This window comes from Bacteroides congonensis (genome assembly GCF_900130125.1).
Lineage (GTDB): Bacteria > Bacteroidota > Bacteroidia > Bacteroidales > Bacteroidaceae > Bacteroides > Bacteroides congonensis.
In genome coordinates, this window is record NZ_FQXY01000009.1 from 888,515 (window position 1) to 902,909 (window position 14,395).

Genomic DNA, 14,395 nt, shown 5'->3' on the forward strand with positions numbered 1-14,395 from the left:
AAATAAGAATGGATAAAAACACCATCACAGGTCTCGTTTTAATAGGTATATTATTGGTAGGATTCAGTTTTCTGAGCCGTCCCAGCGAGGAGCAGATAGCTGCACAAAAGAGATACTACGATTCTATTGCCGTGGTACAGCAGCAAGAAGAAGCGCTGAAGGCGAAAACGGAAGCTGCACTGGCTAACAGCAAGCAAGAGACTGCTACATCGGTAGCCGATTCTTCCGCCCTGTTTTTCAATGCCATGCATGGAACAGACTCTAAAATCAGCATTCAGAATAACGTAGCAGAAATCACTTTCACAACGAAGGGGGGACGTGTATATTCAGCCATGCTGAAGGATTACATGGCACAGGATAAGAAGACTCCGGTCATGCTGTTCGACGGTGATGATGCTTCGATGAATTTCAACTTCTACAATAAAGAAGGTGCTATTCAGACAAAGGATTATTTCTTTGAAGCAGTGAACAAGACGGATAGTAGTGTTACCATGCGTTTGGCTGCGAACAGCGAAAGCTATATTGACTTCATATATACGCTGAAGCCGGACAGCTACTTGATGAACTTTGAAATCAAGGCTACAGGTATGGCGGACAAACTGGCAAGCACCAAATATGTGGACATTGACTGGTCGCAACGTGCCCGCCAACTGGAAAAAGGATTCACTTACGAGAATCGTTTGTCTGAGCTGACTTATAAGGTGACAGGTGAAAATGTAGATAACTTGTCGGCCGCTAAAGATGATGATAAGAAGTTGGAAAGCCGCATTGACTGGGTGGCTTTCAAGAACCAGTTCTTCTCTTCTGTATTTATCGCCGAACAGGATTTCGAAAAGGTCTCTGTAAAATCGAGAATGGAACAGCAAGGAAGCGGATATATCAAGGATTACTCTGCTGAAATGAATACATTCTTCGATCCGACAGGCAAAGAACCGACAGAGATGTATTTCTATTTCGGTCCGAACCACTTCAAGACGCTGAAGGCGTTGGATAAGGGTCGTACCGAGAAATGGGAACTTCACAGACTGGTATATCTGGGTTGGCCGTTGATTCGCTGGATTAATCAATTCATCACGATCAACGTATTCGACTGGTTGTCCGGTTGGGGCTTGAGCATGGGTATCGTATTGTTGATTCTGACTATCATGGTGAAAGTTGTGGTTTATCCGGCTACCTGGAAAACTTATATGTCTTCTGCCAAGATGCGCGTTTTGAAACCGAAAATCGACGAAATCAACAAGAAGTATCCGAAGCAGGAAGACGCGATGAAGAAGCAGCAGGAAGTGATGGGGCTTTACAGCCAATACGGGGTAAGCCCAATGGGCGGCTGTCTGCCGATGTTGTTGCAGTTCCCTATCCTGATGGCTTTGTTTATGTTCGTGCCGAGTGCTATCGAGTTGCGCCAACAGAGTTTCTTGTGGGCGGACGACCTTTCCACTTATGACGCGTTCATTACATTCCCATTCAATATTCCATTTCTGGGTAATCACCTCAGCTTATTCTGTTTGCTGATGACGGTGACCAATATCCTGAACACGAAGTACACGATGTCTATGCAGGATACAGGCGCGCAACCGCAAATGGCTGCCATGAAATGGATGATGTATCTGATGCCGATTATGTTCTTGTTTGTCTTGAACGATTATCCGTCAGGTTTGAACTATTATTATTTCGTGTCAACGTTGATTAGTGTAGGTACCATGATTCTGCTTCGTAAAACTACTAACGAAACAAAATTGCTGGCTATCCTTGAAGCGAAAAAGAAAGACCCGAAACAAATGAAAAAGACCGGATTTGCCGCACGCTTAGAAGCGATGCAAAAGCAACAGGAGCTATTGCAGCAGCAAAGACAGAATAAGAAATAAGGAATAAAATCCTATATATTCTGAGAAAGCCGGACATCCTATTTTGGTTGCCCGGCTTTCTTTCTCTAAATAAACAAAGTATGATGAAGACTAAATATACTTATAAACAAATATGGACTATCGCCTATCCCATCCTGATCAGTCTGATTATGGAGCAACTGATAGGTATGACGGACACCGCTTTTCTCGGGCGTGTCGGTGAAATTGAACTGGGGGCATCTGCCATTGCAGGTGTATATTACCTCGCTATCTTTATGCTGGCTTTCGGTTTCAGCATCGGAGCCCAGATATTGATTGCCCGTCGCAACGGGGAAGGGAATTACAAAGAGATAGGTCTGATCTTCTATCAGGGCATCTATTTTTTACTGGTGGTTGCAGCTATATTGTTCACCCTATCCATTGTATTCTCACCGCATATATTGAAGAATATCATATCTTCTCCGCACATCTACGATGCAGCCGAGAGCTATATACACTGGAGAGTCTACGGTTTCTTCTTCTCTTTTGTCGGCGTTATGTTCCGGGCTTTCTTCGTAGGAACCACCCAGACCAAAACACTGACATTGAACTCCATTGTGATGGTACTCTCGAATGTTGTATTCAATTATATCCTAATCTTCGGTAAATTCGGTTTCCCGCAACTGGGGATTGCCGGTGCTGCCATCGGTTCTTCGTTAGCCGAAATGGTTTCGGTGATTTTCTTTATCATCTATACATGGAAACGGATTGACTGCAAGAAGTATGCATTGAATATCCTGCCAAAATTCCGTGTACAGATGTTGAAACGGATTCTCAATATTTCCGTTTGGACGATGATTCAGAACTTCGTTTCCCTATCGACCTGGTTCATGTTCTTCCTTTTCGTGGAACACTTGGGAGAACGGTCGCTGGCAATCGCCAATATAATCCGTAATGTATCGGGAATTCCGTTTATGATTGCGATGGCTTTCGCCTCTACCTGCGGTTCACTGGTCAGCAACCTTATTGGCGCAGGCGAACAGGATTGCGTACGAGGAACTATCAGGCAGCATATCCGTATCGGGTATATGCTTGTAATACCGATATTGATTTTCTTCTGTCTTTTCCCTGACCTGGTTCTGAGTATCTATACGGACATTCCGGAATTAAGGGAAGCATCCGTCCATTCTCTTTGGGTGCTATGTTCGGCTTATCTGGTGCTAGTTCCCGCCAATGTTTATTTCCAGTCGGTATCAGGGACGGGAAACACCCGTACAGCTCTGGCGATGGAACTTTGCGTACTGACCATTTATGTCGCTTACTCAATGTACTTTATCCTGTATCTGCGGATGGACATCGCATTTGCATGGACAACGGAGTGTGTGTATGGTATTTTCACATTGATATTCTGCTACATATATATGAAGAAAGGAAACTGGCAGAAAAAGAAGATTTAAATCCTTTTTTCACTATCTTCGCAAGAAAATAAACATTTTATAAAATATATGAGACAAGCTAATTTATTTATGATGTCGGCAGCAATGTTGTTAGCGGCCTGCGGCGGAACCAAAGAAGCAGGCAAAACGGTTCAGGTGCTTATCGAGAAATCGGATATTAAGATTGAAGGGAAGCGCATGACTCCCGAAGCACTTTGGGCCATGGGACGTATCGGCGGATTCGCGGTATCGCCCGACGGAAAGAAAATTGCGTATACGGTGGCATATTACAGTGTACCGGAAAACAAGAGTAACCGCGAAGTCTTCGTGATGAACGCAGACGAAAGCGACAATCAGCAGATCACCCGTACCCCCTATCAGGAGAATGAAGTGACATGGATCAAAGGGGGTACCAAGCTCGCTTTTCTAAGCAATGACAACGGGAGCAGCCAGCTTTATGAGATGAATCCCGATGGTAGCGGACGCAAGCAGTTGACCAACTATGACGGTGACATCGAAGGATATTCTGTCTCACCGGACGGCAAGAAGCTCTTGTTTATCTCACAAGTCAAAACGAAAGAAAGTACAGCCGATAAATATCCGGATCTGCCTAAAGCTACAGGCATCATCGTCACCGACTTGATGTACAAGCATTGGGATGAATGGGTAACGACTGCTCCGCATCCTTTCGTTGCTGATTTTGACGGTAACGGTATTTCCAATATCGTGGATATTCTGGACGGTGAGCCGTATGAAAGTCCGATGAAGCCCTGGGGCGGAATCGAGCAACTCGCTTGGAACACGACTTCGGACAAAGTAGCTTATACTTGCCGCAAGAAGACCGGACTGGCGTATGCGATTTCTACCAATTCGGATATTTATATCTATGATCTGAATACTAAGAAGACGGAGAATATCACTGAAGAAAATAAAGGATATGATACCAATCCGCAATATTCACCGGACGGCAAGTATATTGCCTGGCAGAGCATGGAGCGTGACGGTTACGAGGCTGATCTGAACCGCCTGTTTATCATGAATCTGGAAACGGGTGAAAAGCGTTTTGTCAGCAAGGCGTTCGAATCGAATGTGGATGCCTTTGTTTGGGGTGCAGATGCCAAGGTGATCTATTTCACTGGGGTATGGCATGGAGAATCGCAGATTTATGCGCTTGATTTGGCTAATGATTCGGTAAAGGCGGTTACTTCGGGAATGTATGACTACGAAGGGGTGGCTCTTTTCGGTGACAAGCTGATTGCCAAACGTCATTCCATGAGTATGGGTGATGAGATTTATACAGTGGCACTGGACGGAACAGCCACTCAACTGACACAGGAAAACAAGCAGATTTATGACCAGTTGGAGATGGGAAAAGTGGAAGGTCGCTGGATGAAGACAACAGATGGTAAGGAGATGCTGACGTGGGTGATCTATCCGCCTCAATTCGATCCGAATAAGAAATATCCTACTCTGTTGTTCTGCGAGGGTGGCCCTCAAAGTCCAGTAAGCCAGTTCTGGTCTTATCGTTGGAACTTCCAGATTATGGCGGCTAATGATTATATCATCGTCGCTCCGAACCGTCGCGGTCTGCCGGGATTCGGTGTGGAATGGAACGAACAGATCAGCGGTGATTACGGCGGGCAGTGTATGAAGGATTACTTCACGGCTATTGACGAGATGGCGAAAGAGCCGTATGTAGATAATGACCGTTTGGGATGTGTAGGTGCCAGTTTCGGGGGGTTCTCCGTGTATTGGTTGGCCGGACATCATGACAAGCGCTTCAAGGCATTTATTGCCCATGACGGTATCTTCAATATGGAAATGCAATATCTGGAAACTGAAGAGAAATGGTTTGCCAACTGGGATATGGGTGGCGCATACTGGGAAAAACAAAATCCGGTGGCACAGCGTACTTTCGCCAACTCCCCTCACCTCTTCGTAGAAAAATGGGATACTCCGATTCTCTGCATCCATGGAGAAAAAGATTATCGTATCCTGGCTAATCAAGCGATGGCTGCTTTTGACGCTGCCGTGATGCGTGGGGTTCCTGCCGAGCTGCTGATTTATCCGGATGAAAACCACTGGGTACTGAAACCTCAAAACGGAGTGTTGTGGCAACGTACTTTCTTTGAATGGCTGGACAAATGGGTAAAGAAAGCTCCATCCAAATAAGATTTCAAGAAATTAGTTACATAGTAGAATAAAACATAGTAAACTAAGGCGTAGTAAACGAAAACATAGTAAACTAAAAGAAGCCCCTGTTCTCAATCTCTTGAGTTCAGGGGCTTCTCCATTGCATTCATAAAAAATCCGCTAAATTTATTCCGAATATATATTTTTAATTTCTACAATATACATCTTATGAAAACCGCCATGCGCACTATCATACCATTTTTCCAATGATTCCTTATCCAGAAAACATTCCGGTTTGATGCCATCGGCGTAGAGTTTCTTACATTCCAGGCTCAGACGGGCTTGCTCGAACAATACATTACCCTCTTCCGTAAATATAGGTTTCAATCCGGTTTCTTTGACTTTATCTATATTCCGTCCCGACTTGGAGCCACAGACTGCATGAATTTTCTTATTTTCTTCTCCTAAGAAGGATAACGTCAGATAGTCACCCTTCTCTATAAATTCATATGTATAGCGTTCAGGGCGAACAAAAACAAAGGCTACGGGCTTATTCCACAACCAACCGATACCGCCCCAACTTGCTGTCATTGTATTGAACTTCTCTTTGGTGCCGGCTGTAACCAGCATCCATTCTTTTCCGATTGCTTCGAAAAAGTTCTCTTTCAGGTCTTTAATTTCTAATTTCTTCATCTCTTTACTCGTTCGTTTATAGTTATTTCTTCTTATTTAGTTTTACAATTTCTCCCAAGTAAGGAATCTCTACCGGGATCTTTCTTTTCTTCGCTTCTGCCGCAAAAACTTTCGGGGGATCGTGCAAAGGTTCATCAGACAAGTCAAATGTACCATAATGCATCGGGATAGTAAGCCCGGCGCGCATTTCTTCGGCAGCGGTCAGGGATTCGTAAGGCGAGATATGGTTGGGACGCATAAACCAACGGGGCTTGTATGCACCGATTCCCAGTAAAGCATAATCCGGCGAACCGAACAAGTCCGGGATTTCACGGAAGTGGCTGGAATATCCTGTGTCACCGCTATAATAGAGTGAGATGCCATCGCCTTGCAACATAAATGCTCCCCACAATCGTTGTCCGCCGTCACGCACGGAACGTTTGCTCCAATGCTGTGCCGGAAGGAAGGTTATTTTGAGTCCTTCGTCTTCCATCTGCTGATACCAGCCGGCTTCAATTATCTTCATTTCAGGAAACCAGTTCTGGATTAATTCTCCTGTTCCCAGTCCGCAGAAGAGTTTCATTTGCGGATTGTTCTTCAAGAGACGGGCGATACTTTGTTTATCCAAATGGTCGAAATGGTCGTGGCTGACGAGCAGATAATCAATCCCTGTAAAGATGTCAGGATTAGCGGGAAATTCGCTCTGACGCTTTACAAAAGGGATGCTGCCGAACACAGGATCGAACATGATTCTTTTGCCTGCCAATTGGAGAAAAAAGGAATTATGTCCCAACCATACCAGTGAGTCCCCTACCACTGCGTCCAGAGAACGAAGATAGCAGACTTTCGGATTCCACTTCACCGTCTTCTTTTCTTTTCGTTGTGGATTGGGCGAAAGACGCCATTTCAGTACACTTCCCATCCCCGGACGGAAGCGATGCTGTCTGTTAAAAAAGCGTCCGCGTACCATCGGATTTCCTCTCCAATAAGGATTGACGGTAGCCAAACGTTCGTTTCTCCTAAAACATATATGTTCACCCATTTTTATTTCTTGAATACGTCTTTACAAACTTAATAAAAAATTCTCGATTTACTATAAATAAGAACAAACAAAAAATGTACCCCGGACACACTATCGGGGTACATTTAGTTATAAAAGAATAAATATTATCCTTTTTTAATAGAACAAGAGTTAGTTAAGAGCAGTGTAAGCCGTATAAAGGCAGTTGCCATCCGAGGGCTGAAAGGTTAATTACCATAATGACAACACCCAATATCCATAGAATCAGCAACGACCATTTCAAGCCTGTCCCCATCGGTGACCAATGGAATAACTGGCGAAGAATAGTATAAAGGAAAGCTCCCAATGGAATACCAATCAGGGCGACTCCGGCAATCGTGCCAAGCAATGTCATCATAGGAGATACGGAAGTAACCGGTATCCAATTGATGGCAGGCAGCATTTCGTAAAGCAATGCCCCGCCACTGACCGCTACCGCAACAGCAGCGAACACCAGGGCTACCAATACGACAGCCAATACGAACAATACAGGGCAACAGATAATCACCAAAGCTACCAGAAATATCTTAAAGAGGACGGCAGCAATGGAAACAAACACATCTCCTACTTTCTGAAGAAAGGTACGGGGCTTTCCGGAATTCATATAGTTATTGACTCCGTCCGCTACCCGTTCGAAGCCGTCTGTCACCGTTTTACCAATATTTTCGATGGTCACCGCTTTTCCATGCATACTCAGCTTTTCTGCCGCTGTATGAGCTTCCGGTATAACAATCCATCCGATAATATAGAGTATGATCATCGGACAGTAAGGGACAAATACCAGAATGATCATCAGGATACGCACCAGGGTGATATCCCAATCAAAATAAGCCGCCAGTCCTGATGCTACACCACCCAGTAACTTATTGTCCGGATCGCGAAACCAACGGCGCGGAGCGGCAGTATGTGCATAACTCTGATTGCCGGAAGCGGACTGTTCCGTCTTTTTCTGTGAATCCGTATCATCGTCAGTTATTCCGAAGTCTTCCGGCTTACCTACACGCGCTATAATTTCTTCCACATCCGATACAGTTATGACTTGTTTTCCTTCAGCTATTTTTTCAGCAAACAGTTCGGCAATACGCATTTCAATATCGTTTACGATTTCTTCCGCACCTTCCTGTTTACGAAAGTAATGCTTCAGATTAGACAGGTAATTGTCTAACAGACGGTAGGCATCATCATCTATATGATAGACAGTTCCTCCTAAATTGATGGTCAATGTCTTTTTCATTTTAATTTTTTCTTTTCGGATTATCTATTGGCAATATGGTTCACTGTTTCGTTCAATTCTTTCCAGGAGATTTCAAGTTCTCCCAGGAAGGCTTCTCCTCTCTCTGTGAGTTTGTAATATTTGCGGGGGGGCCCCTGCGTGGATTCCACCCATTCATAGCTCAACAAATCATCATTCTTCAAACGTGTCAGCAAAGGGTATAAAGTACCCTCTACCACAATTAGTTGAGCCTCTTTCAGTTTCTGAATGATGTCTGAAGCATAAGCAGGCTCCTTATGCAGCAAAAGCATGATGCAATATTCAAGCATGCCTTTTCTCATCTGGGATTTTACACTTTCTATATGTTTCATATAATGCGTGAATTTATTATATTTGCAAATGTTATGATTACGAGGACAAACATACAAATAAAATATAGTACCTTGTATTACATAGAACTATAATATAACCAATATTAACTATATGAAAGCAATACTATTAGTTAGAGTATCAACCGACAGGCAGGAGTATGATGAACAGGAAAAAATCATTTATAGCCAAGCGATTAGAGATGGATATAAGGATAGTGACATTATACCAATTAAAGAGAAAGAGTCAGGTATCAAATTATCTGAAGAAGAACGACAAGGACTTAATAGAATGAAAGAAGCTATTGAAGCTGACAATGAAATCAACTGTGTATATGCTTGGGAAATTAGCCGAATCGCAAGAAAAAAGAAAGTTCTATTTTCAATCTTAGATTATCTAATAACACGGAAAATTCAATTAAAGATACAAGAACCATCGATTACACTATTAAACGCTGATGGTTCAATCAACGAAGCATCTGAAACCATATTCACGCTATTTGCTCAAATGGCGGAATCAGAAATGAGAAATAAAACGGCTAGATTTAGCAGAAGCAAGACTGCATCAAAATCTAAAGGTAAATATATAGGTGGCTTCTACCCTTTCGGATATTGTGTTGATGAAGAAGGATATTTTCAAATAAAAGAAGATGAAGCAGAAGAAGTTAGATTTATCTTCAATTCTTACGTTAGTGAAAGACATAGCGTAAAGACAATCTCAGCAGAAGCAAGATTGAAAGGATTCAAAATAAACAAAAGTTATCAAGTACGTAATATACTAACTAACAACTCGTATGCAAGTTTAAATGAGGGTGGCGTAAAATACCCGCAAATAATATCAAAAGAAATGTTTCAATTAAGCCGTGAAATTGCCAGAAAGAACAACACTAATATTGGTTTAAAAACTAAAAATTTCTATTTATGTGCAGGATTGATTAAATGTCATCTATGTGGTTATAGATATTCAGGAATCAAAGGTACACACCAATATACGTGTCGTGGCAAACTATCCCCTGACGCATACAACTTACCACATAAATGCAGCGCACCATCTATATCAATAAATCTACTTGATGCTATTGTATGGGAATTCACCAAAAAGATTGAATCATTTAATCCATCCAATTTGATTAGTGAAGTTGCTAGAATTGAACGTGAGATTGAAGAACTTAACAAACAGATTGAAAACTGTAATCACTTATTAGAATTAAATGAAAAAAACAGAGCTAAAAATAATAAGATGTATAAAATAGACGCACTTAGCGATGATGAATATGAAACAGAGAATAATAAAATAAAAGCTGAAAGAAGAAATATTGAAAACGACATCAAAACAATAAACGAAAAAATAAATGGCTTGAATGATTTAAAAGCATATAGAACATCATACGAAACAGTAAAAGGAAATCTCGACAACATTACAGATTTACCAACTAGACGTGAAATTATTAGAAACAACATTGAATATATCAAAATATACAATGCTGATATAAGTCAACACAAGATTATCAAAATTAAATGCAAACGTTATGACTATGAATCTTTTTTCATTGCAAGTACAACTAGTCACAAATCGTATGCAAAACAATACAATCATCATACTAAATTCAATAAAGAAACTAAAATGATTGATGTGTATATTGATGATGAATATAAATGCTCATACTCCTGGTATCAAGCAATGGCAGAAGATGCACTATATTCAAGAACACTAGTATTCAACAAAGAATTGCATTATAAAGACAACTACAATGCAGTCAAAGCAAAAGAACAAAGAGACAAAAATAAAGAAAAGAGAAATGCAAGAGCTAGAGAATTATATAGAATCAAACAAGAACAACTCAAAAGAAATCAGCAAACAGAGCAGCCCGAATAATTATTCGGGCTTTTTTATTATATATGTAACAGAAAATCACTATATTTGCCGTGTACTTGGGAGAAATCAAGTACACGTTAATAGGCGTTTAACAATGCGGATAGGTAAAACTAGCAATTTGAACTATCAGAACCGCAGCGTGTTAAGCGTTCGTACTCATTGTATATACTTAACTGTATGCGATATGGGTGCGGACTTGCTTACACTGTGGTTCGTGGTTATTGCTAGTACCCTCCTATCCGTGTCAGTATAGTTCCGCACTTTTTTTGTGCGACAATATCAATGAGTATATGAATACTAGAGAAGCATTAAAAATCGCACAATCAATTTCAAGACAGAGCTATCTTGAAAACTTGGAACAACTTCAATTGATATGTCTAAAAATAAATTTAGACGTTGATTTTGATTACGTGTACTTCTATGAAGAACTAGAACAGCTTTCTATTGCTAGCATATACGGTCTATCAATAGACGAAAGGAATCTATATATCCTCACAAAAAACAATCAATTACATTCGGTTAATTTACAGAATAGAGAGCATTCTATTTTTGATTTAAATAAATCACAATTTAAAATTAAATTAAAATTCTTTTTAAATAAAATAATTATTAACCATTAAAATTTTTATGAGATGAAAAAAATTAATTTATTTGCTTTATTAGCAATGTTGTTTAGTGTTAGTCTATTCGTTAGTTGTTCGTCAGATGATGATGAAACAAAAGACGATGACGGAGACAAGAACTATGCTGAAATGATTATCGGTTGGTGGCAAGTAATCGAAAGCAGTACAGGTTACGATGAAGATGAATTTACCTCAATCTTCAAGATTAATGAAGACGGAACTTATTGGAACGGTAATGACAATGGTTCTGATAGCGGTAAATGGCAAATGGAAGGCAACATTTTCAAATTCAAATCAGAGTTTGGTTTATCCTTTGAAGCTGAAATAACTGAAATTACTGATAAGAATTTCACCGCAAAAAGCAAAAATCCGATTACTGGGACCCCAATTACAACGAAATATAAACGTGTAAAATAATATCCTTTTTGTATTATTTGTATCACTACAAACAAACAAAGCGACATTGAGTTAAATAGTTATTACACGACAGAACATCTAAAGTTTTCATAATTAACTAATATTTTTACATACTTTTCTATGAAGTAAACGTCCAATTATAATTGAAAAACACACTTGCACAAAAAAGCGAATCCCCTTATCTGTGAAGACAGGGGGATTTATCTTAAAAAAATATATTATGTAATGACAGAAAAATTAGTATTTATATTGTTTTGCTTCGCTTAATGGTAGCAAATACACGTCTTTCAGAACTTTCTCTGTATCACAGAACGTAGACTTGTTCATCCATCTTTTCTCTTGTTTAATCTCCGACATATCAATAAATTTGAAGCTCCAGACACAGGCTGTTCTATCCGAAGGATAAAGAGCTATATAAAGCGGTCTATGGTCTGTAAATGTAGATTTAAGGCTATCGTGTTTCATCACTTCAAGGAAACAATCTTGGTATTTATTAAAAGGAACATTTCTTTCTTTTATTTCTATGTTGTATAATCCTGTACAGTGCCCTGTTGTGACAGCAGTCACGGTTATATCAGTGGTAGCTGATATTGGTAACTCTGTATATTGTACATCTTTAAAAATAGTATTAAATAGCTTGATAACTTCTTCTCTATCTTTCTGTTCTTGTTTTTCAATTTGTTCTTTGCTTGTCATTTTCTTGTCACATTTTCAATTTTATTTTTATTTATAATTTGAATTAATTTATTCGTATTATATGTTTTAATCAAAAGTACAATACAAATAAGAATCAAAATAAAAGTATAGTATTTCATTTTCTTTCTTTTATTTATAAATATCTGTATAAATCAAAAAGTGATAGAAAAATGAATAAAAAAATGTGCTGTTATCACAACAGCACATCAATCATAAATAATAAATTAAAGAACAAAATATTTAACAAGAGAAATATCAGTTAAGTTATCAAAATAACTCACATAAGATTGATATTTATCGTTGCGAGAGTGCGGCTCGAACGCACGGCCTTCAGTTTATGAGACTGACGAGATAACCACTTCTCCATCCCGCAATAATTACCTCTTGGAAGAGGTATTTAATACATTAGTTATTTGTTGAGAATCTTGGTAACGCTCCAAGTATCTTCATTGTAATTACCTATTAAAATAGGTATTTAATACATAGATTATTTGTTGTGAATAAGGGTAATGTTATACCTGTCTCCAACTTAATTGTAATTACCGCAGAGGTATTTAATACATAGTTTTGTTACGGATGGTGGTAACGCTCCACCTTCTTGATTGTAATTACCTATAAAATAGGTATATAATACATAGTTTGTTGCTTCAAAAGCTAGAATCGAACCAGCGACCTTCATTGTAATTACCTCTTGAAAGAGGTATTTAATACATATCTTAACTTACAATCCAAATGTATATTTTTTATTTTTGAAAAACAACTTTTTGAATAAAATTATTTTTCTATTTAATTATAAATATCTATTGAATTCAAAAAAGTTATCATTTTGAGGAATATTTTTATTCCAAAATCAAATTTACATTAAATCTCTTACACAAGTCAATCAGGCTTGAAATACACTGCTTACTATAATATTTTTGCAGTTTACTTTTATACAATTTAGTTTTAGCCAAACTCATAATATAATCCAATTGTTTGTTTGTCGCACAATAATATGTACGCCTAAAATTAATACCTGGCTGTGCACTGATTTTAACTTCACGTCCACCATCATAATCAATTGTTAAGTACTTGAATATACCCTTTAAATAATCCAATTCATCTTTTAATGTATTCATTTTTTTTATTTCATTTTTAGCTCGTTATTGATATTCTGTATGAGTTAAGAGCTATCACAAATACAGAATTATACAAATTAACTTAACTTGCATTCAAAAAGACACAAAAAAAGAATCAACACTAAAACCAACACACACGAAACTGGCTTCAATTGCTTGAAGTCAATATTATTTTCCGTCTGTTTTTTTAATTGATTTTAATTTTGATTCTGATTAAGTAGTGTATCTCTTAAATACAATGCAAAGATACAGATAATTTCAATATAATACAAATTTCTTATATTAATAAACGTTAATTATATTTGGATATATGGATAATATTTTTATGTGGAAAACTATATTAATAGGTACGGGTACATTATTATATATAAAAAAGGGATGCATTAATTTGCATCCCAAAACAGATTTCAAAAACTCAAAATCTCGTTTATCCCTAAATACTTCGCAAAGATAAGTTATTTGCATAAATTATCAAAATGATTTATCTTTGTCACAAATTCAGTTGTTAATGTATTATTAATATTCTAACACTTTTCTCTAAAATTCAGATAACAACGTGTTTATTTTTAGAAATGGTAGTAATTGGGAAATTGCTACCATTTAAGCACATTCACCAATATATTTTTGACAAAATGAATGTCTTTCTTCAATTGTATCAAATGAATTAAGTTTATCGTATATGTCTGCAATCACTTCAAGATTCAAACTATAACAATGACAACCAACATTATAATCTTGGTATCTCGATATTAATTTCAATTTGATTAGTTTTTCAATTGATTTTCTGATTGTACCAATTGAAATATTCAATCTCTCTTTAAAGTACTTCAATGATGCAAAATTCCTGTTGATATTGCATAACCGTATTATTTCCGCAAATACAACAAATTCATTAGGATTCAACAAACTAAATAAGTATGGATTCACCATCACATAATTTTCAAAATCATTTTCTTTCAT

Annotated in this window: 13 protein-coding genes and 1 tRNA gene; 6 read left to right on the forward strand and 8 right to left on the reverse strand. The window is 38.4% G+C overall.

What is annotated here, in order from left to right; genetic code table 11:
- The first annotated feature begins 8 nt into the window (after nucleotides 1-8).
- From yidC to BQ7997_RS10365, 3 genes are all read left to right on the forward strand, one after another.
- Nucleotides 9-1,865, forward strand: coding sequence for a membrane protein insertase YidC (yidC, locus tag BQ7997_RS10355; protein WP_073346033.1), 1,857 nt, complete (start codon nucleotides 9-11; stop codon nucleotides 1,863-1,865).
- Nucleotides 1,866-1,948: 83 nt separating this feature from the next.
- Nucleotides 1,949-3,280, forward strand: coding sequence for a multidrug efflux MATE transporter BexA (gene bexA, locus BQ7997_RS10360; RefSeq protein ID WP_073346539.1), 1,332 nt, complete (start codon nucleotides 1,949-1,951; stop codon nucleotides 3,278-3,280).
- A 48-nt stretch (nucleotides 3,281-3,328) separates the two neighbouring features.
- Nucleotides 3,329-5,431, forward strand: a complete 2,103-nt coding sequence (locus tag BQ7997_RS10365; RefSeq protein ID WP_073346034.1) for a dipeptidyl-peptidase Dpp5 — start codon at nucleotides 3,329-3,331, stop codon at nucleotides 5,429-5,431.
- Nucleotides 5,432-5,578: 147 nt separating this feature from the next.
- Here BQ7997_RS10365 and BQ7997_RS10375 read toward each other — a convergent pair whose 3' ends face one another.
- The 4 genes from BQ7997_RS10375 to BQ7997_RS10390 all read right to left on the reverse strand — a co-directional run bounded on the left by BQ7997_RS10375 (nucleotide 5,579) and on the right by BQ7997_RS10390 (nucleotide 8,708).
- Entirely contained in the window at nucleotides 5,579-6,085 is a 507-nt protein-coding gene (locus BQ7997_RS10375) for a flavin reductase family protein (protein WP_022139286.1), read from the reverse strand.
- A gap of 22 nt (nucleotides 6,086-6,107) precedes the next feature.
- Nucleotides 6,108-7,106: an MBL fold metallo-hydrolase gene (locus BQ7997_RS10380; RefSeq protein ID WP_022139285.1), complete on the reverse strand. Its 999-nt coding sequence runs from the start codon at nucleotides 7,104-7,106 to the stop codon at nucleotides 6,108-6,110.
- A 154-nt stretch (nucleotides 7,107-7,260) separates the two neighbouring features.
- Complete coding sequence (locus BQ7997_RS10385; RefSeq protein ID WP_073346036.1) at nucleotides 7,261-8,358, reverse strand: PspC domain-containing protein; 1,098 nt, start codon at nucleotides 8,356-8,358, stop codon at nucleotides 7,261-7,263.
- 20 nt (nucleotides 8,359-8,378) lie between these two features.
- Entirely contained in the window at nucleotides 8,379-8,708 is a 330-nt protein-coding gene (locus tag BQ7997_RS10390) for a PadR family transcriptional regulator (RefSeq protein WP_073346037.1), read from the reverse strand.
- A 112-nt stretch (nucleotides 8,709-8,820) separates the two neighbouring features.
- Between BQ7997_RS10390 and BQ7997_RS10395 the strand changes: the two genes are divergently transcribed.
- The 3 genes from BQ7997_RS10395 (at nucleotide 8,821) to BQ7997_RS10405 (ending at nucleotide 11,621) form a co-directional block, all read left to right on the forward strand.
- Nucleotides 8,821-10,581, forward strand: a complete 1,761-nt coding sequence (locus tag BQ7997_RS10395) for a recombinase family protein (protein WP_073346039.1) — start codon at nucleotides 8,821-8,823, stop codon at nucleotides 10,579-10,581.
- A gap of 290 nt (nucleotides 10,582-10,871) precedes the next feature.
- Complete coding sequence (locus BQ7997_RS10400) at nucleotides 10,872-11,201, forward strand: hypothetical protein (protein ID WP_139260896.1); 330 nt, start codon at nucleotides 10,872-10,874, stop codon at nucleotides 11,199-11,201.
- Nucleotides 11,202-11,213: 12 nt separating this feature from the next.
- Nucleotides 11,214-11,621, forward strand: a complete 408-nt coding sequence (locus BQ7997_RS10405) for a hypothetical protein (RefSeq protein WP_139260897.1) — start codon at nucleotides 11,214-11,216, stop codon at nucleotides 11,619-11,621.
- Nucleotides 11,622-11,858: 237 nt separating this feature from the next.
- Here BQ7997_RS10405 and BQ7997_RS10410 read toward each other — a convergent pair whose 3' ends face one another.
- The 4 genes from BQ7997_RS10410 to BQ7997_RS10425 form a co-directional block, all read right to left on the reverse strand.
- On the reverse strand, nucleotides 11,859-12,317 hold the full coding sequence (locus BQ7997_RS10410; protein WP_073346043.1) for a hypothetical protein: 459 nt from the start codon (nucleotides 12,315-12,317) through the stop codon (nucleotides 11,859-11,861).
- A 300-nt stretch (nucleotides 12,318-12,617) separates the two neighbouring features.
- A tRNA-Met gene (locus BQ7997_RS10415) sits at nucleotides 12,618-12,690 on the reverse strand.
- Nucleotides 12,691-13,156: 466 nt separating this feature from the next.
- Nucleotides 13,157-13,435 carry a hypothetical protein gene (locus BQ7997_RS10420; RefSeq protein ID WP_073346044.1) on the reverse strand — a complete coding sequence of 93 codons (279 nt, stop codon included), beginning with the start codon at nucleotides 13,433-13,435 and terminating at the stop codon, nucleotides 13,157-13,159.
- A gap of 600 nt (nucleotides 13,436-14,035) precedes the next feature.
- Nucleotides 14,036-14,395 carry a helix-turn-helix domain-containing protein gene (locus tag BQ7997_RS10425; RefSeq protein WP_073346046.1) on the reverse strand — a complete coding sequence of 120 codons (360 nt, stop codon included), beginning with the start codon at nucleotides 14,393-14,395 and terminating at the stop codon, nucleotides 14,036-14,038.

Excerpts from the sequence above, each read along its gene's own strand:
- yidC (WP_073346033.1), top strand. The coding sequence starts at position 9 with ATGGATAAAAACACCATCACAGGTCTCGTTTTAATAGGTATATTATTG.
- BQ7997_RS10380 (WP_022139285.1), bottom strand. The coding sequence starts at position 7,106 with ATGGGTGAACATATATGTTTTAGGAGAAACGAACGTTTGGCTACCGTC.
- BQ7997_RS10365 (WP_073346034.1), top strand. The coding sequence starts at position 3,329 with ATGAGACAAGCTAATTTATTTATGATGTCGGCAGCAATGTTGTTAGCG.
- BQ7997_RS10425 (WP_073346046.1), bottom strand. The coding sequence starts at position 14,395 with ATGAAAGAAAATGATTTTGAAAATTATGTGATGGTGAATCCATACTTA.
- BQ7997_RS10400 (WP_139260896.1), top strand. The coding sequence starts at position 10,872 with ATGAATACTAGAGAAGCATTAAAAATCGCACAATCAATTTCAAGACAG.
- BQ7997_RS10420 (WP_073346044.1), bottom strand. The coding sequence starts at position 13,435 with ATGAATACATTAAAAGATGAATTGGATTATTTAAAGGGTATATTCAAG.
- bexA (WP_073346539.1), top strand. The coding sequence starts at position 1,949 with ATGAAGACTAAATATACTTATAAACAAATATGGACTATCGCCTATCCC.
- BQ7997_RS10405 (WP_139260897.1), top strand. The coding sequence starts at position 11,214 with ATGAAAAAAATTAATTTATTTGCTTTATTAGCAATGTTGTTTAGTGTT.
- BQ7997_RS10410 (WP_073346043.1), bottom strand. The coding sequence starts at position 12,317 with ATGACAAGCAAAGAACAAATTGAAAAACAAGAACAGAAAGATAGAGAA.
- BQ7997_RS10390 (WP_073346037.1), bottom strand. The coding sequence starts at position 8,708 with ATGAAACATATAGAAAGTGTAAAATCCCAGATGAGAAAAGGCATGCTT.
- BQ7997_RS10375 (WP_022139286.1), bottom strand. The coding sequence starts at position 6,085 with ATGAAGAAATTAGAAATTAAAGACCTGAAAGAGAACTTTTTCGAAGCA.
- BQ7997_RS10395 (WP_073346039.1), top strand. The coding sequence starts at position 8,821 with ATGAAAGCAATACTATTAGTTAGAGTATCAACCGACAGGCAGGAGTAT.
- BQ7997_RS10385 (WP_073346036.1), bottom strand. The coding sequence starts at position 8,358 with ATGAAAAAGACATTGACCATCAATTTAGGAGGAACTGTCTATCATATA.